Below are 20,539 nucleotides of genomic sequence, written 5' to 3'. Positions count from 1 at the left end.
TGCCCGGGGCACCCGCCAGGCGTTGGGATTCTCGGTCGGACGGCAGGTCTCCTGGCTCGCGGGTCGTCGCCTCGGTGCCGCCTTCCCGGAAAATCCAGTGGCTATCGGCCTCGGCTCGCCGCCTACAGTTGCGGGGACAGCAGCGGATTTGAAGCCTTCCGGCTCCGCACCGCATTCCCTCTTAGCCTCTCCCGGCGAAGGGAGAGGAACCGTCTTTGCGGGATTTAGGCTTGGCTATGCGACACTGTCAACGCGCGGCTGCGACATGGCCGCGTCCGCAAGCGCCGGGCCGAGGTCGCCGGCCGGGGTGATCTCGAGCCGTTCGAGGCCGAGCCAGCCCTGCATGAGCCGCAATTCCTCGAAGAGCTGTCGTGCCGTTTCGGCCGGCGCGCCCTCCTCGGCATAGGCGGCATGAACGCGCAGGATGCCTGCGGGGCGGTCGGCCTTAAGGTCGATGCGGGCCACCAGCCGGTCGCCCAGCAGGAACGGCAGCACGTAATAGCCGTATTGGCGCTTCTGCGCCGGCGTGTAGATCTCGATGCGGTAGCGGAAGCCGAACAGGCTTTCGGCCCGGCTGCGCTCGAAGACCAGCGGGTCGAACGGCGCGAGCAGGGCGCGTGCGCGAATGGCGCGGGCAATACGCGCATCCTTGTGCAGGTAGGCGGGCTTGCTCCAACCCTCGACGCGGAGCGGCAGGAGTTCGCCTTCCTCCACGAGTTCCTCGATCCGGCCTTTGACGTCGCCGGGCGAAAGCCGGAAATAGTCGCGCAGGCAGGCGGCGGTGCCGACTCCGTGGGCCCTGGCCGCAATGCGCAGAAGCTCGCGATGGGCATCCGCGGGCGCCGGCGTGGGCAGGTCGAGCACTTCGCGCGGCAGCACCCGCTCGGGCAGGTCGTACAGGCGCTCGAAGCCACGCCTGCGGGCCGTCGTGATGCGGCCGGCCCAGAACAGCCATTCGAAGGCGTGCTTGGCGTCGCTCCATCCCCACCAGCCGCCGCTGCCCTTCTGGCCGTCGATGTCGGAGGCGGCCACGGGGCCACGCTCGGCCACGATCCGGTAGATGTCTTCTATATAGGCGGCGCGCTCGCGGCCGAATTTGGCGAGGCCGGCATACATCTCCTCGCCGCGCTCCGCCCGCTCCATGCGCCAGCGCAGCAGGGGCCAGGTCGAGACCGGCAGGAAGGAGGCCTCATGGGCCCAATATTCGAACAGGCTTCGCCTGCGGCCGATCGTGGATGCGTCGAGAAGCTCCGTGGGGTAGGGGCCGAGCCTGGAATAATGGGGCATGTAGTGCGCGCGCACGACCGTGCTGACGGAATCGATCTGCAGCAGGCCGGTGCGGCCGATCACCCGATGGATGTGCCTGCGGGTCGGCACGGCAGACGGCCGGGCGTCGGCGAAGCCCTGCGCGGCGAGCGCGATGCGGCGAGCGGTGGCGAGAGAAATCTTTTCCTTCATGCCGTATCCCTGTTGCGGAGCGGTCGCGAGCCGCCACCCGATTCCAGCCATGTTAGCAGCCGGACGGCAGCATTCTTGTCAGGATAAAAAGTGGAGTAAAAAGCGAAGGAAATCAAATCGCCGTGAAGCGGCATGGATTTACAGTATTACCCGCTTGGCGCCATTTTTAGGACAAGGTTGGACTTGCTTCGCGGGAACCGCTGCGCTAACCCTCGCCGCGTTGCAGCATGGGACCCTCAATCGGCTCAGCGGTCCGGACGGCCACGCTTCCGCATTCCGGTCCCCTGCTGCTAAGTCTGGCGGATCGGCCGCCAACGGAAATCGCAGCATGGGCGCACTCCTCGTTTCTTATCTGCCTGTCGTCATCTTCATCGCGGTTGCGCTGGTCGTCGGCCTGGCGCTGATCGTCACGCCTTTCGTGATCGCGTATCGCAACCCCGACCCGGAGAAGCTGTCGGCTTACGAGTGCGGCTTCAATTCGTTCGACGATGCGCGCATGAAGTTCGACATCCGCTTCTATCTGGTGTCGATCCTGTTCATCATCTTCGATCTGGAGGTGGCGTTCCTGTTTCCCTGGGCGGTTTCCTTCGGGAAGATCGGCATGCTGGGCTTCTGGTCGATGATGGTGTTCCTTGCCGTGCTGACCATCGGCTTCATCTATGAGTGGAAGAAGGGAGCGCTGGAATGGGATTGAAAGACAATTCCGGCACGCTCGTCGCGCCGCGCCCGAAGGGCATTCTCGATCCCCGCACCGGCAAGCCGTTCGGGGCGGACGATCCATATTTCGCCGAGATCAACAGCGAACTGGCCGACAAGGGCTTCCTCGTCACCTCGGTCGAGTCCCTGATCACCTGGGCGCGCACCGGCTCGCTGATGTACATGACGTTCGGGCTCGCCTGCTGCGCGGTGGAGATGATCCATTCGGCCATGCCGCGCTACGACAGCGAGCGCTTCGGCATCGCGCCGCGCGCCTCGCCGCGCCAGTCCGACGTGATGATCGTCGCCGGCACGCTGACCAACAAGATGGCGCCGGCGCTGCGCAAGGTCTACGACCAGATGCCGGAGCCGCGCTATGTGATCTCCATGGGCTCCTGCGCCAATGGCGGCGGCTACTATCACTACTCCTATTCCGTGGTGCGCGGCTGCGACCGCGTCGTGCCGGTGGATATTTACGTGCCGGGCTGCCCGCCGAGCGCGGAAGCGCTGCTTTACGGCCTTCTTCTGCTGCAGAAGAAGATCCGCCGCACCGGTACGATCGAGCGGTAAGCGATCATGAGCGAAACCCTGAACGATCTCGCCGCGCATATCGCGGCAAAGCTCGGTGCGGTCGTCACCGACAGCGTGCTGGCCTATGGCGAGCTGACGATCACCGTCGAGCCGGCCGATATCGTCAAGGTCGCCACCTTCCTGCGCGACGACGAGAAGTGCCGGTTCGTGTCGATCATCGATGTCTGCGGAGCCGACTATCCGTACCGGGCGCGCCGTTTCGACGTGCTCTACCACCTGCTCTCGCCCGCGCAAAACCTGCGCGTCAGGATCAAGGTGCAGGCGGACGAGAACACGCTGGTGCCGTCCGTCACGTCCGTCTGGCCTGGCGCCGACTGGTTCGAACGCGAGACCTATGACCTCTACGGCGTCCTGTTCTCCGGGCATCCGGACCTCCGCCGTATCCTGACCGACTACGGTTTCGAGGGCCACCCGCTACGCAAGGATTTCCCGCTGACCGGGTTCGTCGAGGTCCGCTACGACGACGAGGCCAAGCGCGTGATCTACGAGCCGGTGGAACTCAAGCAGGAATTCCGCAACTTCGACTTCCTCTCGCCCTGGGAAGGCACTGACTACGTGCTGCCCGGCGACGAAAAGGCGAAACAGTGATGCGGCAGATCGGCAATCGGCAGTAGGCAATCGGATGGCGAACGACGATACCATTCGCTCGTATCGTGATCTAAGGGTGTGGAAAGAAGCTATGGAACTGGCGGCGGAGTGTTATCGGATGACACGCGCGTTTCCGCGCGAGGAGGTTTTCGGCTTGACTTCACAGATTCGCCGTGCCGGTGCATCCATCCCCGCCAACATCGCCGAAGGTTATGGCAGAGAGAGCGCGGGTAGCTACGTTCAGTTTCTCAAGAATGCGCAAGGATCGCTCAAGGAACTTGAGACACATCTTTTGCTCGCGGTGAAAACAGAGATGGCGTCGCCCGGTGACGTGAAGCCTGGGCTGGATCGAGCGGAAGCGGTAGGGAAGATGCTTCGAGGACTGATCCGTTCGGTGCAACACGCAGGAGCATGATCGTGATCCGACTGCCGACTGCCGATTGCCGACTGCCCAGGAGGTCATTTGCATGACCGAGCATTCCGTCCGCAACTTCAACATCAACTTCGGGCCGCAACATCCGGCGGCGCATGGCGTTCTGCGCCTCGTGCTGGAGCTGGACGGCGAGGTGGTCGATCGCGTCGATCCGCATATCGGCCTGCTGCACCGCGGCACCGAGAAGCTGATGGAGCACAAGACCTACCTGCAGGCGGTGCCGTATCTCGACCGGCTCGACTATTGCGCGCCGATGAACCAGGAGCATGCCTTCGCGCTCGCGACCGAGCGGCTGCTGGGCATCGAGGTGCCGAAGCGCGGGCAATTGATCCGGGTGCTCTACTCCGAGATCGGCCGCATCATGTCGCACATCCTCAACGTGACGACCCAGGCCATGGACGTCGGCGCGCTGACGCCGCCGCTGTGGGGTTTCGTCGAGCGCGAAAAGCTGATGGTGTTCTACGAGCGCGCCTCGGGCTCCCGCATGCACGCGGCCTATTTCCGTCCCGGAGGCGTGCATCAGGACCTGCCGGCCAAGCTGATCGAGGACATCGGCAAGTGGATCGATCCGTTCCTCAAGTCGATCGACGATCTCGACGCGCTTTTGACGCCGAACCGCATCTTCAAGCAGCGCAATGCCGACATCGGCGTGATTTCGCTGGAAGACGCCTGGAAATGGGGTTTCTCGGGCGTGATGGTGCGCGGCTCCGGCGCGGCATGGGACCTGCGCAAGTCGCAGCCCTATGAATGCTATGCCGAGCTGGATTTCGACATTCCCGTCGGCAAGAACGGCGATTGCTACGACCGTTATCTCATCCGCATGGAGGAGATGCGGCAGTCGGCGAAGATCATGCGCCAGTGCATCGATCTGCTGCTGGGCAAGGAAAGCGCCGGTCCCGTCTCGAACATGGACGGCAAGGTGGTGCCGCCCAAGCGCGGCGAGATGAAGCGCTCCATGGAAGCGCTGATCCATCACTTCAAGCTGTACACCGAAGGCTACAAGGTGCCGGCCGGCGAGGTCTATGCGGCGGTCGAGGCGCCGAAGGGCGAGTTCGGCGTCTATCTGGTTTCCGACGGCAGCAACAAGCCCTATCGCTCCAAGCTGCGGGCGCCCGGTTTCGCGCATTTGCAGGCCATGGATTTCCTGTGCCGCGGCCACCTGCTGGCCGATGTGACCGCCGTCCTCGGCTCCCTCGATATCGTGTTCGGTGAGGTCGACCGCTAATGTCTGTTCGCCGTCTCGCAGATGCCAGCATCCAGCCGGCCAGCTTCGCCTTCAGCAAGGAGAATGCGGCGGCTGCGAAGAAATGGATCGCAAAATATCCCAGGGGCCGGCAGCAGTCGGCCATCATCCCGCTGCTCATGATCGCGCAGGAGCAGGAGGGCTGGGTGACCAGGGCGGCCATCGAGACTGTCTGCGACATGCTGGAAATGCCCTATATCCGCGGGCTGGAGGTCGCGACCTTCTACACGCAATACCAGCTCAAGCCGGTCGGCACGCGCGCCCACATCCAGGTCTGCGGCACCACGCCCTGCATGATCCGCGGCGCTGGCGAACTGATGGACGTGTGCCGCTCGAAGATCAATCCCGAGCAGTTCCACACCAATGAGGACGGGACGCTGTCGTGGGAGGAGGTCGAATGCCTCGGCGCCTGCGTCAACGCGCCCATGGTGATGATCTTCAAGGACACCTACGAGGACCTCACGCCGGAGCGGCTGGCCGAGATCATCGACGCCTTCGAGGCCGGCAGGGGCGACACGATCGAGCCCGGCCCGCAGACGGACCGGTTCTATTCGGCTCCGGTCGGCGGGTTCACCTCGCTGAAGGATGAAAAGGCGCTTCTGCAGTCGAACGGCAAGGGACGGAAGGGGGCCAAGGCCGCCGAGGTGCCGCCGTCGAACGCGGCCCGGGCGAGGACCGACAAGGCGGAAACCAATCCGACGCTGAAGACGCCGGCCGCGCCGCCCAAATCCGGCTCCGAGGGTGCGTCCTTCGCGCCCGCGTTCGATGCCCGCAAGGCCAACAAGGCCGAGCCGGCGACGGGAGCGGAAAAGGGCAGGCAGCGCAGCGGCCCCCTGGAATCGAATGCTCCCGCGTCCGCCTACAAGGCCCCGGAGATGCTCAAGGGCGAGCCGATCGGCCCGGGCGGGAAGGCGGCCAAGGCCGCGAAGCCCTCGCTGGACCACAAGGACCGGCCCAAGGGCATCGAAAAGCCTGCCGCGGTCGACGATCTCAAGCTGATTTCCGGCGTCGGGCCGAAGAACGAGGCGATCCTGCACGAAATCGGCATCTATACCTTCGCGCAGGTCGCGTCGTGGAAGAAGGCCGAGCGCGCCTGGGTGGACGCCTATCTGAACTTCCACGGCCGCATCGAGCGCGAGGACTGGGTCAAGCAGGCCAAGGCGCTGGCCAAGGGCGGCGTCGAGGAATACATCCGCGTGTTCGGCAAGAAGCCGGTCTGAGGGACGAAAATGCTTCAGGACAAGGACCGCATCTTCAAGAATATCTACGGCCGCTTCGACAAGTCGCTGAAGGGCGCCATGTCGCGCGGCTGCTGGGACGGCACGGCCGACATCGTCGCCAAGGGCCGTGACTGGATCATCAACGAGATGAAGGCGTCCGGCCTGCGCGGCCGCGGCGGCGCCGGCTTCCCGACCGGGTTGAAATGGTCGTTCATGCCCAAGCAGAGCGACGGCCGCCCGTCCTACCTCGTGGTGAACGCCGACGAGTCGGAGCCCGGCACCTGCAAGGACCGCGAGATCATGCGCCACGACCCGCACACGCTGGTCGAGGGCTGCCTGCTGGCCGGTTTCGCCATGGGCGCGGTGGCTGCCTACATCTATGTGCGCGGCGAGTTCATCCGCGAGCGCGAGGCGCTGCAGCGCGCCATCGACGAAGCCTATGACGCCAGGCTGATCGGCAAGAACAACCTCAACGGCTACGATTTCGACATCTACGTCCATCACGGCGCGGGCGCCTATATCTGCGGCGAGGAGACGGCGCTGCTGGAAAGCCTGGAAGGCAAGAAGGGCCAGCCGCGGCTGAAGCCGCCGTTCCCGGCGAATGTCGGCCTGTATGGCTGCCCGACGACGGTCAACAACGTCGAATCCATCGCCGTGGCGCCGACCATCCTGCGCCGGGGCGCAGCCTGGTTCTCATCGATCGGACGCCCGAACAATGTCGGCACCAAGCTCTTCATGCTCGTCGGGCACGTCAACACGCCTTGCGTGGTCGAAGAGGCCATGGGCATCACCTTCCGCGAGCTGGTCGAGGAACATGGCGGCGGCATCCGCGGCGGTTGGGACAATCTGCTGGCGGTCATCCCCGGCGGCGCGTCGTGTCCGGTGGTGAAGGGCGAGGACATCCTCGACGCGCATATGGATTTCGACGGCATGCGCGACCTGAAGTCGTCCTTCGGCACGGCGGCCGTGATCATCATGGACAAGTCGACCGACATCGTGAAGGCGATCGCGCGGCTGTCCTATTTCTTCAAGCACGAAAGCTGCGGCCAGTGCACGCCATGCCGCGAGGGTACCGGCTGGATGTGGCGGGTGATGGAGCGGCTGGTGCGCGGCGAGGCGCGGAAGTCCGAGATCGACATGCTGCTCGACGTCACCAAGCAGGTCGAGGGCCACACGATCTGCGCGCTCGGCGACGCGGCGGCATGGCCGATCCAGGGCCTGATCCGCAATTTCCGGCCGGAGATCGAACGCCGCATAGACGAATTCAGCCGCAACGCGCACCGGGTGGAGCCGGTGCTCGCCGCGGCCGAGTAGGAACGAAGCGGGTCGACGGCTGCGGAGCGATGAACGATTTCGAGACGATGCAAGAGACGCTGAACGGCATGGTCCCGGCCGAGATGGCCGGCGCCGTCAACATGCTCGCGCACCCGGTGGCGGGGGCGGCGGCCATGTCGGCGCTCGGCTACGGTCTCTTCAGCCATGTGCTGGGGGCCTGGATGGGCGCGATGAACGGCGCCGCGGAAGCTTCGCAGCGCCTGTTGCGGCCGGCCGCGACGAACATGCCCGTCGTGACTACGGCGCGCGCGTTCGATTCGACGCTCGACAAGGCGCGGGCTAGGGCCAAGGCGCTGATGGAAAAGGCGCAGGCGGAAGCGCGTGCGGCCGCGGAGGCCAGCCCGGCTGCGATGCCTGCGGCGACGGCGCACCATCTGTGGCAGCCGAAATCCTTGGCGCGGCCGGACGTGCCGGACGACCTGAAGGCGATTTCAGGGATCGGTCCGAAGCTGGAAGCCGTGCTGAACGGCATCGGTATCTGGAGCTATCGCCAGATCGCGGCATGGACGCTTCAGGAAGCGGGCTGGGTGGACGAGCATTTCGGTCTCGGCGGCCGGGTCGGGCGCGACGGCTGGGTGGAGCAGGCGGCGGCCCTGGTCCGGAGCGGGCAGGAAAATTGAATTTATCGTCGGCGCGGATCGTTCCGCGACGCAAAGGAATTGCGGGATTTCCGCAGGGGTTCGAAGCGACATGGCAAAGCTGAAGGTCGACGGAAACGAGATCGAGGTGCCCGATTACTACACGCTGCTTCAGGCGGCGGAGGTGGCGGGCGCGGAAGTGCCGCGTTTCTGCTTCCACGAGCGGCTGTCGATCGCCGGCAACTGCCGCATGTGCCTCATCGAGGTGAAGGGCGGGCCGCCCAAGCCGCAGGCGTCCTGCGCCATGGGCGTGCGCGACCTGCGTCCCGGCCCGAACGGCGAAACGCCGGAGATCTTCACCAACACGCCGATGGTCAAGAAGGCCCGCGAAGGCGTGATGGAATTCCTGCTCATCAACCATCCGCTGGATTGCCCGATCTGCGACCAGGGCGGCGAATGCGACCTGCAGGACCAGGCCATGGCCTTCGGCATGGATTCCTCGCGCTACAAGGAAAACAAGCGCGCGGTCGAGGACAAATATATCGGCCCGCTGGTCAAGACGATCATGACGCGCTGCATCCACTGCACGCGCTGCGTCCGCTTCACCACGGAAGTCGCCGGCATTTCCGAGCTTGGCCTGATCGGCCGCGGCGAGGATGCCGAGATCACCACCTATCTCGAACAGGCGATGACCTCCGAATTGCAGGGCAACGTCATCGACCTCTGCCCGGTCGGCGCGCTGACCTCGAAGCCCTTCGCCTTCACGGCGCGGCCGTGGGAACTGAGCAAGACCGAATCCATCGACGTGATGGACGCCGTCGGCTCGGCCATCCGCGTGGATTCGCGCGGCCGCGAAGTCATGCGCATCATGCCGCGCAACAATGACGCGGTGAACGAGGAGTGGATCTCCGACAAGACCCGCTTCATCTGGGACGGCCTGCGCACGCAGCGGCTCGACCGGCCCTATGTGCGCCGCGGCGGCCGTCTGGTGCAGGCAAGCTGGGCCGAGGCGTTCGCGGCCATCAAGGAAGCGGTCTCGAAGGCTCCCGCCGACAGGATCGGCGCCATCGCGGGCGATCTCGCGGCGGTCGAGGAGATGTATGCGCTGAAGCTGCTGATGCAGGCGCTCGGCTCCAGGAACATCGATTGCCGCCAGGACGGCGCGGCGCTCGACCCGTCGCTCGGACGGGCAAGCTATATCTTCAACCCGAGCATCGAGCGCATCGAGGATGCCGACGCGGTGCTGATCATCGGCGCCAATCCGCGTTTCGAGGCTTCGGTGCTCAACACGCGCATCCGCAAGCGCTTCCGCGCCGGGCCGCTGCCCATCGGCGTCATCGGCGAGATGGGCGACCTGCGCTACGACTACGAGCAGCTCGGCGCCGGGCCTGAAACGCTGAAGGACCTTGCCGAAGGCAACGGCAAGTTTTTCCAGGCGCTCAAGAAGGCTTCCCGGCCGCTGATCATCGTCGGCCAGGGCGCGCTGGCGCGGGGCGACGGCGCCGCGGTGCTCGGGCTGGCGGCCAAGCTCGCCGCCGCCGTGGGCGCGGTCACGCCGGACTGGAACGGCTTTGCCGTGCTGCACAATGCGGCTGCGCGCGTCGGCGGCCTCGACATCGGCTTCGTGCCGGGCGAGGGCGGCAAGGATGTTGCCGGCATGATGGCCGACAGCGACGTGCTGTTCCTGCTCGGCGCGGACGAGATCGACATGGCCAGGGTCTCCGCCGGCTGCGTGGTCTATATCGGCACGCATGGCGACGCGGGCGCGCATCGCGCCGACGTCATCCTGCCGGCTTCGGCCTACACCGAGAAGTCGGGCACCTATGTGAACACCGAAGGCCGCGTGCAGATGACCAACCGCGCAGGCTTCGCCCCCGGCGACGCGCGCGAGGACTGGGCGATCCTGAGAGCGCTTTCGGACGTGCTCGGCCATCGCCTGCCGTTCGATTCGCTGGTGCAGCTTCGGGCAAAGCTTTATGGCGAGTTCCCGTATCTGGCCCGCATCGACAAGATCGAAGCCGGCAACGCGGCCGATCTTTCCAGCGTGGCGAAGCTCGGCGGACGGCTCGGCAAGGGCGCCTTCGTCTCGCCGGTCAAGGATTTCTATCTCACCAACCCGATCGCGCGCGCGTCGGCGGTGATGGCCGAGTGCTCGGCGCTGGCCAAGGTTGGCTTCAAGCAGGCCGCGGAGTAGGGACGGGGACATGGACAGCTTCTTTTCCTTCTACGTGCTGCCGGCGCTTCTGATCCTGCTGAAATCGGTCGTGCTCATCGTGGTGCTGCTGATCTTCGTGGCTTACATCCTCTACGCCGACCGCAAGATCTGGGCGGCCGTGCAGTTGCGGCGCGGCCCCAACGTGGTGGGGCCGTGGGGCCTGTTCCAGGCCTTCGCCGACCTGTTCAAGTTCGTGTTCAAGGAGCCGGTCATCCCCTCCGGCGCCAACAAGGGCGTGTTCCTGCTGGCCCCGCTGGTCTCGGCGGTGCTGGCGATCTCTGCCTGGGCGGTGATCCCGGTCAGCGAGAACTGGGCGATCGCCAACATCAATGTCGGCATCCTCTATGTCTTCGCCATCTCCTCGCTGGAGGTCTATGGCGTCATCATGGGCGGCTGGGCGTCGAACTCGAAATATCCGTTCCTCGGCGCGCTGCGCTCGGCGGCGCAGATGGTGTCCTACGAGGTCTCGATCGGCTTCGTCATCGTCACCGTGCTGCTCTGCGTCGGCTCGCTGAACCTGCAGGACATCGTGCTGTCGCAGCGCGACGGGCTGGGCACCATCATCGGCCTGCCCAATTCCTTCCTCGACTGGCATTGGCTCGGCCTGTTCCCGATGTTCATCGTGTTCATGATCTCGGCGCTGGCCGAGACCAACCGCCCGCCCTTCGACCTGGTCGAGGCCGAGTCGGAGCTCGTCGCTGGCCACATGGTCGAATATTCCTCGACGCCGTTCCTGCTGTTCTTCCTCGGCGAATATGTCGCCGTGGTGCTGATGTGCGCCCTGACCACGATCCTGTTCCTGGGCGGGTGGCTTCCGCCGCTCGACATGGCGCCGTTCACCTGGGTGCCGGGCCTGATCTGGTTCGTGCTCAAGGTTTGCTTCGTGTTCTTCATCTTCTCCATGGCGAAGGCGGTCCTGCCGCGCTACCGCTACGACCAGCTCATGCGGCTGGGCTGGAAGGTCTTCCTGCCGATCTCGCTGTTCATGGTCGTGGCCACGGCCGCCTTCCTCAAAATCGCGGGGTTCGCGTGATGTCCGCTCTCGGCCAAGCCGCCAAGGCGCTGCTGCTGAAAGATATCGTCGCCGGTTATCTTCTCGGCGTAAGGCAGTTCTTCGCGCCCAAGGAAACGATCAACTATCCGCACGAGAAGGGGCCGGTCAGCCCACGCTTCCGCGGCGAGCACGCATTGCGCCGTTATCCGAACGGCGAGGAACGCTGCATCGCGTGCAAGCTGTGCGAGGCGATCTGCCCGGCGCAGGCCATCACCATCGAGGCCGGGCCGCGCCGCAACGACGGCACGCGCCGCACCGTGCGCTACGACATCGACATGGTGAAGTGCATCTATTGCGGCTTCTGCCAGGAAGCCTGCCCGGTGGACGCCATCGTCGAGGGACCGAATTTCGAGTTCGCGACGGAAACGCGCGAGGAACTTTACTACGACAAGGCGAAGCTGCTGGCCAACGGCGACCGCTGGGAACGCGAGCTCGCCCGCAACATCGCTTTGGACGCACCGTACCGGTGATTTGAATTCAGTCCTCATCCGTCGCCTTCGGCGACACCTTCTCCCGCAAGGAGAAGGAGGGGCGCTCTCCCTTCTCCCCTGCCGGAGAAGGCGGCCGAGCGAAGCGGGTCGGATGAGGGGTAAGCAACGGCATTACGCGTAGACGTTTTGCTATCGCTTGGATAAGAAACACGCGGTTTCGCGGCCGGAAGGCCGGGAATCGAGCAAGGAACCTGGGGAATCCCAATGTTGAACGGATTAGAGGCGGTCTTCTTCTACCTCTTCGCCTTTGTCGGCGTGGCGTCGGCCTTCATGGTCATCTCGTCGCGCAACCCGGTGCATTCGGTGCTGTTCCTGATCCTGACGTTCTTCAACGCGGCCGGATTGTTCCTGCTCACCGGCGCCGAGTTCCTGGCGATGATCCTGCTCGTCGTCTATGTCGGCGCGGTCATGGTGCTGTTCCTGTTCGTGGTGATGATGCTCGACGTCGATTTCGCCGAACTGAAGAGCGGCGCCTTGCAGTACGCCCCGATCGGCGCGCTGGTCGGACTGGTGCTGGCGGCCGAGTTGATCGTGGTGCTGGGCGGTTATGCCTTCGCGCCGCAGCTTTCCTCCGTCATTGCGCAGCCGACGCCCGATATCGCGACGCGTTCCAACACGGCCGCGCTCGGCGACATCCTCTATACGGACTATTTGTTCTATTTCGAAGTCGCCGGCCTTGTCCTGCTGGTGGCGATGATCGGCGCCATCGTGCTGACGCTGCGCCACAAGCCGGGCGTCAAGCGCCAGTCCATCCCGGCACAGGTCGGCCGCACGCCGGCCACGGCGATCGAAATCAAGAAGGTCGAGACGGGAAAGGGCATCTGAGATGACCGTCGGCATCGCGCATTATCTGACCGTTTCGGCGCTGCTGTTCACCTTCGGCGTGTTCGGCATCTTCCTGAACCGCAAGAACGTCATCGTCATCCTGATGTCGATCGAGCTGATCCTGCTTTCGGTCAACATCAACTTCGTGGCCTTCTCGGCCGCGCTGGGCGATCTGGTCGGCCAGGTGTTCGCGCTGTTCGTGCTGACGGTCGCCGCCGCGGAGGCTGCGATCGGGCTGGCCATCCTCGTCGTCTTCTTCCGAAACCGTGGCTCGATCGCGGTGGAAGACGTGAACATGATGAAGGGCTGACGGAAGAGAAAAATGTACCAGGCAATCGTCTTCCTTCCTCTCATCGGCTTCCTGATCGTCGGGCTGTTCGGCAATTCGCTGGGCGCCAGGGCGTCGGAATTCATCACCTCCGGCTTGCTGGTGGTTTCGGCGGTGCTGTCGTGGATCGCCTTCTTCACGGTCGCGTTCGGCACCGGCGAGGTGTTTACCGTTCCGGTGCTGCGCTGGATCCAGTCCGGCGGCATCGACGTGTCGTGGGCGCTGCGCATCGACACGCTGACGGTGGTGATGCTGGTGGTGGTCAACACCGTGTCGGCGCTGGTCCATATCTATTCGATCGGCTACATGCACCACGATCCCAGCCGGCCGCGCTTCTTCGCCTATCTGTCGCTGTTCACCTTCGCCATGCTGATGCTGGTGACGTCCGAGAACCTGGTGCAGATGTTCTTCGGCTGGGAAGGCGTGGGCCTCGCCTCCTATCTGCTGATCGGCTTCTGGTACAAGAAGCCGTCCGCGAACGCCGCCGCCATCAAGGCCTTCGTCGTCAACCGCGTCGGCGATTTCGGCTTCGTGCTCGGCATCTTCGGCGTGTTCGTGCTGTTCGGCTCGGTGAACCTCACCACCATCTTCGCCAACGCCGCGACCTACCTGCCTGCCGAGGGCGCGCCCGAGGGTGCCGCGGTGCTGACCTTCCTCGGCCATGCGCTGGACAAGTCGGCCGCGCTGACGGTGGTGTGTCTGCTTCTCTTCATGGGCGCCATGGGCAAGTCGGCGCAGGTGCCGCTGCACACCTGGCTGCCGGACGCCATGGAAGGCCCGACGCCGGTCTCGGCGCTGATCCACGCCGCGACCATGGTGACGGCCGGCGTGTTCATGCTGGCCCGCCTTTCGCCGCTCTTCGAGCTGTCGCATTCGGCGCTCACCGTCGTGACCTTCATCGGCGCGATCACTGCCTTCTTCGCCGCGACCGTCGGCCTGGTGCAGAACGACATCAAGCGCGTCATCGCCTATTCGACGTGCTCGCAGCTCGGCTACATGTTCGTGGCGCTGGGCGTGGGCGCATACGGCGCGGCGATCTTCCACCTGTTCACGCATGCCTTCTTCAAGGCGCTGCTGTTCCTGGGTTCCGGCTCGGTCATCCATGCCGTTTCCGACGAGCAGGACATGCGCAAGATGGGGGGCCTGCGCAAGCTGATCCCGGCCACCTACTGGATGATGGTCATCGGCACGCTGGCGCTGACGGGCGTCGGCATCCCGGCCACGGTCATCGGCACGGCCGGGTTCTTCTCCAAGGACGCCATCGTCTCCGCATCCTTCATCGGCCATAACGCGGTAGCGGGCTTCGCCTTCGTGCTGCTGGTCGTCGCGGCCTGCTTCACTTCCTTCTATTCCTGGCGGCTGATCTTCATGACCTTCCACGGCGAGCCGCGCGCCAGCGAGGACGTGATGCACCATGTGCACGAATCGCCGCCGGTCATGCTGGTGCCGCTGTTCGTGTTGGCCGCCGGCGCGTTGTTCGCGGGCGTGCTGTTCGCCAACTACTTCATCGGCGAGGGCTATGCCGAATTCTGGAAGGCCTCGCTGTTCACGCTGCCCGACAATCACATCCTGCACCAGATCCACGAGGTGCCGCTGTGGGTGGAACTGTCGCCCTTCGTCGCGATGGTCATAGGGCTCTACGTCGCCTGGGTCTTCTACATCCGCTCGCCGCAGACGCCGAGGACGCTTGCCGCGCAACATCGCGGGCTCTACGCCTTCCTGCTCAACAAATGGTATTTCGACGAGCTGTACGACTTCCTGTTCGTGCGCTCGGCGAAGTGGCTCGGCCGCTTCCTGTGGAAGACCGGCGACGGCAAGATCATCGACGGCTTCGGACCTGACGGCGTCTCCGCGCGCGTGGTGGATGTCACCAACCGCGTGGTCAAGCTGCAGACCGGCTATCTCTACCACTATGCCTTCGCCATGCTGATCGGCGTTGCCGCACTCGTCACCTGGATGATGCTATGACCGACTGGCCCATTCTCTCGACGGTCACGTTCCTGCCGCTGGTCGGCGTCGTCCTGATCCTGCTGATCCGCGACGACAGCGAAGCCGCGCGCCGCAATATCCGCATGATCTCGCTGCTTGCGACGGTGGCGACTTTCATCGTGTCGCTGTTCATCTGGACAGGCTTCGACAATTCGCAGGCCGGCTTCCAGTTCGTCGAGAAGCACGACTGGCTGGATTCGGGCATTTCCTACCATATGGGCGTGGACGGAATTTCCATGCTGTTCGTCATCCTGACGACATTCCTGATGCCGCTGTGCATCCTGGCGTCGTGGGATTCGATCCAGAACCGGGTGAAGGCGTACATGATCGCCTTCCTGCTGCTCGAGACGCTGATGATCGGCGTGTTCTGCGCGCTCGACATCGTGCTGTTCTACGTCTTCTTCGAAGGCGGCCTGATCCCGATGTTCATCATCATCGGCGTGTGGGGCGGCAAGCGGCGCGTCTACGCCTCGTTCAAGTTCTTCCTCTATACGCTGCTCGGCTCGGTGCTGATGCTGCTCGCCATCATGGCGATGTTCTACCAGTCCGGCACCACCGACATCACCACGCTGTTGTCCCACAATTTCCCGGCGCATATGCAGACCTGGCTGTGGCTGGCCTTCTTCGCCTCCTTCGCGGTGAAGATGCCGATGTGGCCGGTGCACACCTGGCTGCCGGACGCGCACGTCGAGGCGCCAACCGCCGGCTCGGTCATCCTGGCGGGCATCCTCCTGAAGATGGGCGGATACGGCTTCCTGCGCTTCTCGCTGCCGATGTTCCCGCTGGCGTCGGAAATGTTCGCGCCGCTGGTGTTCACGCTCTCGGTGGTGGCCATCATCTACACCTCGCTGGTGGCGCTGATGCAGGAGGACATGAAGAAGCTGATCGCCTATTCCTCCGTCGCCCATATGGGCTTCGTGACGATGGGCATCTTCGCCATGAACCAGGAAGGCATCCAGGGCTCGCTGTTCCAGATGCTGTCGCACGGGCTGGTTTCCGGCGCGCTGTTCCTGTGCGTCGGGGTCATCTACGACCGCATGCACACGCGTGAGATCGCCGCCTATGGCGGGCTGGTCAACAACATGCCCAAATACGCCACCGTGTTCCTGATCTTCACCATGGCCAATGTCGGCCTGCCGGGCACCAGCGGCTTCATCGGCGAGTTCCTGACCATGCTGGGCGTGTTCAAGGTCAACACCTGGGTGGCGTTCTTCGCCGCGACCGGCGTGATCCTGTCCGCGGCATATGCGCTGTGGCTGTATCGCAAGGTCGCCCTCGGCGCGCTCACCAAGGATAGCCTGAAGGGCCTGCTCGACCTTTCCGCTCGCGAGAAGGCGGTGATCTACCCGCTGGTCGTGCTCACCATCTTCTTCGGCGTCTATCCCGCGCCGATCTTCGACGCGACGGCGCAGTCGGTGAAGTCGCTCGTCACCCACGTCACCGCATCCATACAGTCCGCGCAGACAGCGTCGGCGAACTGACCGGGGAAAACCATGACGCCGGACCTTCTTTCCAGTCTTTCGCTGTCGACGCCCGAACTGATCCTCGCCGTCGGGGCGATGGTCATGCTGATGGTGGGCGCCTATGCGCGCGGCAACAGCAGCACGCTCGTCACCGGCCTCGCCGTGGTGGCGATGGCAATAGCCGGCGGCTGGATGCTGTCGCGAGGGGCCGAGGGGATCGCCTATGGCGGCGCCTTCAAACAGGACGCGTTCGCGCTGTTCATGAAGATCCTGACGCTGACGGGATCGGCCGTCACGCTCATCATGTCCGCCCGCTACGCCCGGGAGCAGCATTACGCCAATTTCGAGTATCCGGTGCTGGTGACGCTGTCGACGCTCGGCATGATGCTGATGATTTCGGCAAACAACACCATCGCGCTCTATCTCGGCTTCGAACTGCAATCGCTGGCGCTCTACGTCGTGGCCGCGATCAACCGCGAGAACCTGCGCTCGAGCGAGGCCGGGCTGAAATATTTCGTGCTGGGCGCGCTCGGCACCGGCATGATGCTCTATGGCGTCTCGCTGACCTACGGCTACACGGGATCGGTCGATTTCGGAGTGATCGCCAAGGCGGTCGCGGGCGAGGGGCGGCAGCTCGGCGTGCTGTTCGGCCTCGTCTTCATCCTGGCCGGCCTGACCTTCAAGATCTCCGCCGTTCCCTTCCACATGTGGACGCCGGACGTCTATGAGGGCGCGCCGACGCCGGTGACCGCCTTCTTCGCAGTCGCGCCGAAGGTGGCGACGATGGCGCTGATCCTGCGCGTGACGATGGACGCCTTCCATCCGGTCGCCGACCAATGGCAGCAGATCATCATCTTCATCTCCATCGCCTCGATGGCGCTCGGCTCCTTCGCGGCGATCGGCCAGCGCAACTTCAAGCGCCTGATGGCCTATTCCTCGATCGGCCATATGGGCTTCGCGCTGGTCGGTCTCGCCGCCAACAGCGAGGCGGGCGTGCGCGGGGTCATCATCTACATGCTGATCTATGTGGCCATGACGCTCGGCACGTTCGCGTTCATCCTCGCCATGCGCCGCAACGACGCCAATGTGGAGGAGATCGGCGACCTGGCCGGGCTGGCCGGCACCAATCCCTGGATGGCGACGATCCTCACCATCCTGCTGTTCTCGCTGGCCGGCATCCCGCCGCTCGCGGGCTTCTGGGCGAAGTGGTACGTGTTCCTGGCCGCCATCAACGCCGGGCTGTATCCGCTGGCGATCATCGGCGTGCTTACGTCGGTCGTGGCCGCGTTCTACTACCTGCGCATCATCAAGATCATGTGGTTCGACGAGTCCGTCGGCGCGTTCCAGAAGATGGCGGGCGAACTCAGGCTGGTGCTCGGCCTGTCCGGCGCGTTCGTGCTGTTCTATGTCCTGATCGGCGGGCCGATCAGCGCCATGGCGCAGGCTGCCGCCAAGAGCTTCTTCTGAGGCCATGGCGTTTGCGCTGGCGCCGACGGCGGCTCTCGACGGCTACAGGCTCGAGGCGCATGAAGCCGTCGGCTCCACCAACGCGCTGGCGCTCGACCATGGGCGCGCGGGCGATGCCGGCAGGCTCTGGGTGGTCTCGAAACGGCAGGAAAGCGGGCGCGGCCGTCGCGGGCGCGCCTGGGCGACGCCGCAAGGGAACCTTGCGGCGACCCTGCTTCTGGTCACCGGCGGCGAATTGAAGACCGCGGCCACGCTCGGCTTCGTCGCCGGGCTGGCGCTGTCGGACGCGCTCGACGCGGTCGTGCCCAAGGGGCGCATCGCCATGGCCATCGACGGGGCAAGCGCCGGCAGCAATCGCTTCACGTTGAAATGGCCGAACGACGTGCTGGCGTCCGGCGCCAAGCTGGCCGGCATCCTGCTGGAATCGGCGATGCTGGAGGGCGGCCGCTTCGCGGTGGCCGTCGGCATCGGCGTCAACGTGGTCGCGCATCCCGAGGGCCTTCCCTATCCGGCGACTTCCCTGAAGGCGCTTGGCGGCGATTGCGACGCCGAGACGCTGTTCCTGGCCCTGTCCGACGCCTGGAGCGAGAATGCGCGGCTGTGGAACGAGGGGCGGGGGCTCGACGCCATCCGGCAGCGCTGGTTGGGCCGCGCGGCGGGTCTCGGAGGCGAGGTCGCTGTCAGGATCGACGGCGATGTGGTGCGCGGCACCTTCGAAACCATTGACGAGGACTGCCGTTTCGTGATCCGCCGGTCCGACGGCACGGTCATGACCGTGGCGGCCGGCGACGTGCATTTCGGCGCGGTCGCTTCCGCCGGCGCAATCTGACCGCGCGAGGCGGCTGGAAAGGATAGGAAATGGCGAACGACCAGAACGCCGAACTCGTATTCGTGCCGCTCGGCGGCGTCGGCGAGATCGGCATGAACTTCGCCCTCTACGGATACGGACCGGCGAATGCACGCGAATGGCTGGTGGTCGATGTCGGCGTGACCTTTCCCGACCCCGCGCATCCGGGCGTGGACCTGATCCTGCCCGACACGCGCTTCATCGAGGAAAACATTTCCGGCCTGCGCGGCATCGTCATCACCCATGCGCATGAGGATCACTATGGCGCGCTGCACGAAGTGTGGCCGAAGCTGAACGTGCCGGTCTGGATGACGCCTTTCGCCGCCGGCCTGCTCGAGGCCAAGCGCCAGGGAGAGCAGGGCGCGCCCAAGATCCCGGTGACGGTCTACCGGGCCGGAGAAAAATTCACCATCGGCCCGTTCGAGATCGAGGCGATCCCGGTGGCGCACTCGATCCCCGAGCCGATGTCGCTGGCCATCACCACGCCGGCCGGCACGGTGATCCACACCGGCGACTGGAAGATCGATCCGGCGCCGGCCATCGGCCCGAAGACCGACGAGGCACGCTTGCGCGCCTATGGCGACAAGGGCGTGCTGGCGCTGGTCTGCGATTCCACCAATGCGCTTCGGGAAGGGGATTCGCCTTCCGAGCAGGCGGTGGGCGCCAGCCTGAAAACGCTGATCGAGCAGGCGAAGGGGCGCGTGGCCATCACCACCTTCTCCTCCAATGTCGGGCGCATCCGTTCCATCGCCGAAGCCGCGCGGGACGCAGGCCGGCAATGCCTGCTGCTCGGCCGTTCGCTGAAGCGCGTCGTCGATGTCTCGTCCGAGCTTGGCTATATGGATGGCCTGCCGGAGTTCATCGCGGAGGAGGATTACGGCTTCATCCCGCGCGAGAATCTGGTCGTCATCTGCACCGGCAGCCAGGGCGAGCCGTTGGCGGCGCTGGCCAAGCTGTCGCGCGACGAGATGAAGTCGGTGGCGCTGACGGCCGGCGACACGGTTATCTTCTCCTCGCGCACCATTCCCGGCAACGAAAAGGCGATCCTGGAGATCAAGAACCGGCTGATCGACCTCGGCATGAAGATCATCGAGGACGGCGATGCGCTGGTGCATGTGTCGGGCCACCCGCGGCGGGCGGAGCTTCGGCAGATGTATGAGTGGGTGCGGCCGAAGATCGGCGTGCCGGTGCACGGCGAGGCCGCGCATCTGGTGGCGCAGGGCTCGCTGATGGCCGTGTCCGGCATCGGCCAGGTGGCGCAGGTGCGCGACGGCGACATGCTGCGTCTCTATCCCGGCGCCGCCACCATCGTGGACCAGGTGCCCTATGGCCGGCTCTACAAGGACGGCAGGCTCACCGGCACCGACGAGGCCATGGGCATCCGCGACCGGCGCAAGCTCTCCTTTGCCGGCCATGTGGCGGTGAATGTGGTTCTGGACGACCGTTATGAACTGGCCGGCGATCCGGACATCGTGGCGATCGGCGTCGCCGAGACGAACGCGGCCGGCGAGGCTCTGGAGGAGCTGATGCTCGATGCGGCAATCGGCGCGGTGGACTCCATCCCGCGCCAGCGCCGAAAAGACCTCGATCTCGTGCAGGAAGCCGTGCGCCGCGCCGTGCGGGCGGCCGCCAACGAAGCCTGGGGCAAGAAGCCGCTGGTGACGGTGTTCGTCACGCGATAGCCAATTTCGGATGCCCTCGCTAAGCAGAGTGTTCGA

The 20,539-nt window shown here is 64.9% G+C and carries 19 protein-coding genes and 1 riboswitch; of the genes, 18 read left to right on the top strand and 1 reads right to left on the bottom strand.

Translation table 11 applies throughout. From position 1 onward, the window contains the following. Positions 1-23: 23 nt before the first annotated feature. A riboswitch (cobalamin riboswitch) is annotated at positions 24-229 on the bottom strand. 5 nt (positions 230-234) lie between these two features. Further along, complete coding sequence (locus QU595_RS16075) at positions 235-1,458, bottom strand: winged helix-turn-helix domain-containing protein (RefSeq protein WP_315923676.1); 1,224 nt, start codon at positions 1,456-1,458, stop codon at positions 235-237. Between the two features lie 328 nt (positions 1,459-1,786). Between QU595_RS16075 and QU595_RS16070 the strand changes: the two genes are divergently transcribed. From QU595_RS16070 to QU595_RS15985, 18 genes are all read left to right on the top strand, one after another. Continuing rightward, entirely contained in the window at positions 1,787-2,152 is a 366-nt protein-coding gene (locus QU595_RS16070) for an NADH-quinone oxidoreductase subunit A (RefSeq protein WP_315923674.1), read from the top strand. Next, positions 2,143-2,724, top strand: a complete 582-nt coding sequence (locus QU595_RS16065) for an NADH-quinone oxidoreductase subunit B family protein (RefSeq protein ID WP_315923672.1) — start codon at positions 2,143-2,145, stop codon at positions 2,722-2,724. Before QU595_RS16070 ends, QU595_RS16065 begins: the two co-directional genes overlap by 10 nt. A gap of 6 nt (positions 2,725-2,730) precedes the next feature. Then, on the top strand, positions 2,731-3,333 hold the full coding sequence (locus tag QU595_RS16060; protein ID WP_315923670.1) for an NADH-quinone oxidoreductase subunit C: 603 nt from the start codon (positions 2,731-2,733) through the stop codon (positions 3,331-3,333). Between the two features lie 34 nt (positions 3,334-3,367). Further along, positions 3,368-3,748: a four helix bundle protein gene (locus QU595_RS16055; RefSeq protein ID WP_315923668.1), complete on the top strand. Its 381-nt coding sequence runs from the start codon at positions 3,368-3,370 to the stop codon at positions 3,746-3,748. A gap of 52 nt (positions 3,749-3,800) precedes the next feature. Next, a complete protein-coding gene (locus QU595_RS16050; RefSeq protein ID WP_315923666.1) occupies positions 3,801-4,991 on the top strand; it encodes an NADH-quinone oxidoreductase subunit D in 1,191 nt (396 codons plus the stop codon). Further along, positions 4,991-6,229, top strand: coding sequence for an NADH-quinone oxidoreductase subunit E (locus QU595_RS16045; RefSeq protein ID WP_315923664.1), 1,239 nt, complete (start codon positions 4,991-4,993; stop codon positions 6,227-6,229). Before QU595_RS16050 ends, QU595_RS16045 begins: the two co-directional genes overlap by 1 nt. A 9-nt stretch (positions 6,230-6,238) precedes the next feature. After that, positions 6,239-7,543 carry an NADH-quinone oxidoreductase subunit NuoF gene (nuoF, locus tag QU595_RS16040; RefSeq protein WP_315923662.1) on the top strand — a complete coding sequence of 435 codons (1,305 nt, stop codon included), beginning with the start codon at positions 6,239-6,241 and terminating at the stop codon, positions 7,541-7,543. A gap of 29 nt (positions 7,544-7,572) precedes the next feature. Then, positions 7,573-8,184, top strand: coding sequence for an NADH-ubiquinone dehydrogenase (locus QU595_RS16035; RefSeq protein WP_315923660.1), 612 nt, complete (start codon positions 7,573-7,575; stop codon positions 8,182-8,184). Positions 8,185-8,254: 70 nt separating this feature from the next. Continuing rightward, a complete protein-coding gene (nuoG, locus tag QU595_RS16030) occupies positions 8,255-10,336 on the top strand; it encodes an NADH-quinone oxidoreductase subunit NuoG (protein ID WP_315923658.1) in 2,082 nt (693 codons plus the stop codon). Positions 10,337-10,346: 10 nt separating this feature from the next. Further along, positions 10,347-11,390 (top strand): NADH-quinone oxidoreductase subunit NuoH, encoded by a 1,044-nt coding sequence (nuoH, locus tag QU595_RS16025; RefSeq protein WP_315923656.1) that lies wholly within the window; start codon positions 10,347-10,349, stop codon positions 11,388-11,390. Further along, a complete protein-coding gene (nuoI, locus tag QU595_RS16020; protein WP_315923654.1) occupies positions 11,390-11,881 on the top strand; it encodes an NADH-quinone oxidoreductase subunit NuoI in 492 nt (163 codons plus the stop codon). Before nuoH ends, nuoI begins: the two co-directional genes overlap by 1 nt. Before the next feature lie 225 nt (positions 11,882-12,106). After that, a complete protein-coding gene (locus tag QU595_RS16015) occupies positions 12,107-12,727 on the top strand; it encodes an NADH-quinone oxidoreductase subunit J (protein WP_315923652.1) in 621 nt (206 codons plus the stop codon). A gap of 1 nt (position 12,728) precedes the next feature. Continuing rightward, positions 12,729-13,037, top strand: a complete 309-nt coding sequence (gene nuoK, locus QU595_RS16010) for an NADH-quinone oxidoreductase subunit NuoK (RefSeq protein WP_315923651.1) — start codon at positions 12,729-12,731, stop codon at positions 13,035-13,037. A 12-nt stretch (positions 13,038-13,049) separates the two neighbouring features. Further along, positions 13,050-15,023, top strand: coding sequence for an NADH-quinone oxidoreductase subunit L (gene nuoL, locus QU595_RS16005; RefSeq protein ID WP_315923649.1), 1,974 nt, complete (start codon positions 13,050-13,052; stop codon positions 15,021-15,023). Next, complete coding sequence (locus tag QU595_RS16000) at positions 15,020-16,525, top strand: NADH-quinone oxidoreductase subunit M (RefSeq protein ID WP_315923647.1); 1,506 nt, start codon at positions 15,020-15,022, stop codon at positions 16,523-16,525. Before nuoL ends, QU595_RS16000 begins: the two co-directional genes overlap by 4 nt. 12 nt (positions 16,526-16,537) lie before the next feature. After that, a complete protein-coding gene (gene nuoN, locus QU595_RS15995; protein ID WP_315923645.1) occupies positions 16,538-17,974 on the top strand; it encodes an NADH-quinone oxidoreductase subunit NuoN in 1,437 nt (478 codons plus the stop codon). Positions 17,975-17,978: 4 nt separating this feature from the next. Then, on the top strand, positions 17,979-18,803 hold the full coding sequence (locus tag QU595_RS15990; protein ID WP_315923644.1) for a biotin--[acetyl-CoA-carboxylase] ligase: 825 nt from the start codon (positions 17,979-17,981) through the stop codon (positions 18,801-18,803). Positions 18,804-18,832: 29 nt separating this feature from the next. Then, positions 18,833-20,503, top strand: a complete 1,671-nt coding sequence (locus tag QU595_RS15985) for a ribonuclease J (protein ID WP_315923642.1) — start codon at positions 18,833-18,835, stop codon at positions 20,501-20,503. The last annotated feature ends 36 nt before the right edge of the window (positions 20,504-20,539 follow it).

The organism is Mesorhizobium sp. SP-1A (genome assembly GCF_032460275.1).
GTDB lineage: Bacteria > Pseudomonadota > Alphaproteobacteria > Rhizobiales > Rhizobiaceae > Mesorhizobium.
This window is presented reverse-complemented; position numbering and strand designations above follow the sequence as displayed.

Excerpts from the sequence above, each read along its gene's own strand:
- QU595_RS16075 (WP_315923676.1), bottom strand. The coding sequence starts at position 1,458 with ATGAAGGAAAAGATTTCTCTCGCCACCGCTCGCCGCATCGCGCTCGCC.
- QU595_RS16070 (WP_315923674.1), top strand. The coding sequence starts at position 1,787 with ATGGGCGCACTCCTCGTTTCTTATCTGCCTGTCGTCATCTTCATCGCG.
- QU595_RS16065 (WP_315923672.1), top strand. The coding sequence starts at position 2,143 with ATGGGATTGAAAGACAATTCCGGCACGCTCGTCGCGCCGCGCCCGAAG.
- QU595_RS16060 (WP_315923670.1), top strand. The coding sequence starts at position 2,731 with ATGAGCGAAACCCTGAACGATCTCGCCGCGCATATCGCGGCAAAGCTC.
- QU595_RS16055 (WP_315923668.1), top strand. The coding sequence starts at position 3,368 with ATGGCGAACGACGATACCATTCGCTCGTATCGTGATCTAAGGGTGTGG.
- QU595_RS16050 (WP_315923666.1), top strand. The coding sequence starts at position 3,801 with ATGACCGAGCATTCCGTCCGCAACTTCAACATCAACTTCGGGCCGCAA.
- QU595_RS16045 (WP_315923664.1), top strand. The coding sequence starts at position 4,991 with ATGTCTGTTCGCCGTCTCGCAGATGCCAGCATCCAGCCGGCCAGCTTC.
- nuoF (WP_315923662.1), top strand. The coding sequence starts at position 6,239 with ATGCTTCAGGACAAGGACCGCATCTTCAAGAATATCTACGGCCGCTTC.
- QU595_RS16035 (WP_315923660.1), top strand. The coding sequence starts at position 7,573 with ATGAACGATTTCGAGACGATGCAAGAGACGCTGAACGGCATGGTCCCG.
- nuoG (WP_315923658.1), top strand. The coding sequence starts at position 8,255 with ATGGCAAAGCTGAAGGTCGACGGAAACGAGATCGAGGTGCCCGATTAC.
- nuoH (WP_315923656.1), top strand. The coding sequence starts at position 10,347 with ATGGACAGCTTCTTTTCCTTCTACGTGCTGCCGGCGCTTCTGATCCTG.
- nuoI (WP_315923654.1), top strand. The coding sequence starts at position 11,390 with ATGTCCGCTCTCGGCCAAGCCGCCAAGGCGCTGCTGCTGAAAGATATC.
- QU595_RS16015 (WP_315923652.1), top strand. The coding sequence starts at position 12,107 with ATGTTGAACGGATTAGAGGCGGTCTTCTTCTACCTCTTCGCCTTTGTC.
- nuoK (WP_315923651.1), top strand. The coding sequence starts at position 12,729 with ATGACCGTCGGCATCGCGCATTATCTGACCGTTTCGGCGCTGCTGTTC.
- nuoL (WP_315923649.1), top strand. The coding sequence starts at position 13,050 with ATGTACCAGGCAATCGTCTTCCTTCCTCTCATCGGCTTCCTGATCGTC.
- QU595_RS16000 (WP_315923647.1), top strand. The coding sequence starts at position 15,020 with ATGACCGACTGGCCCATTCTCTCGACGGTCACGTTCCTGCCGCTGGTC.
- nuoN (WP_315923645.1), top strand. The coding sequence starts at position 16,538 with ATGACGCCGGACCTTCTTTCCAGTCTTTCGCTGTCGACGCCCGAACTG.
- QU595_RS15990 (WP_315923644.1), top strand. The coding sequence starts at position 17,979 with ATGGCGTTTGCGCTGGCGCCGACGGCGGCTCTCGACGGCTACAGGCTC.
- QU595_RS15985 (WP_315923642.1), top strand. The coding sequence starts at position 18,833 with ATGGCGAACGACCAGAACGCCGAACTCGTATTCGTGCCGCTCGGCGGC.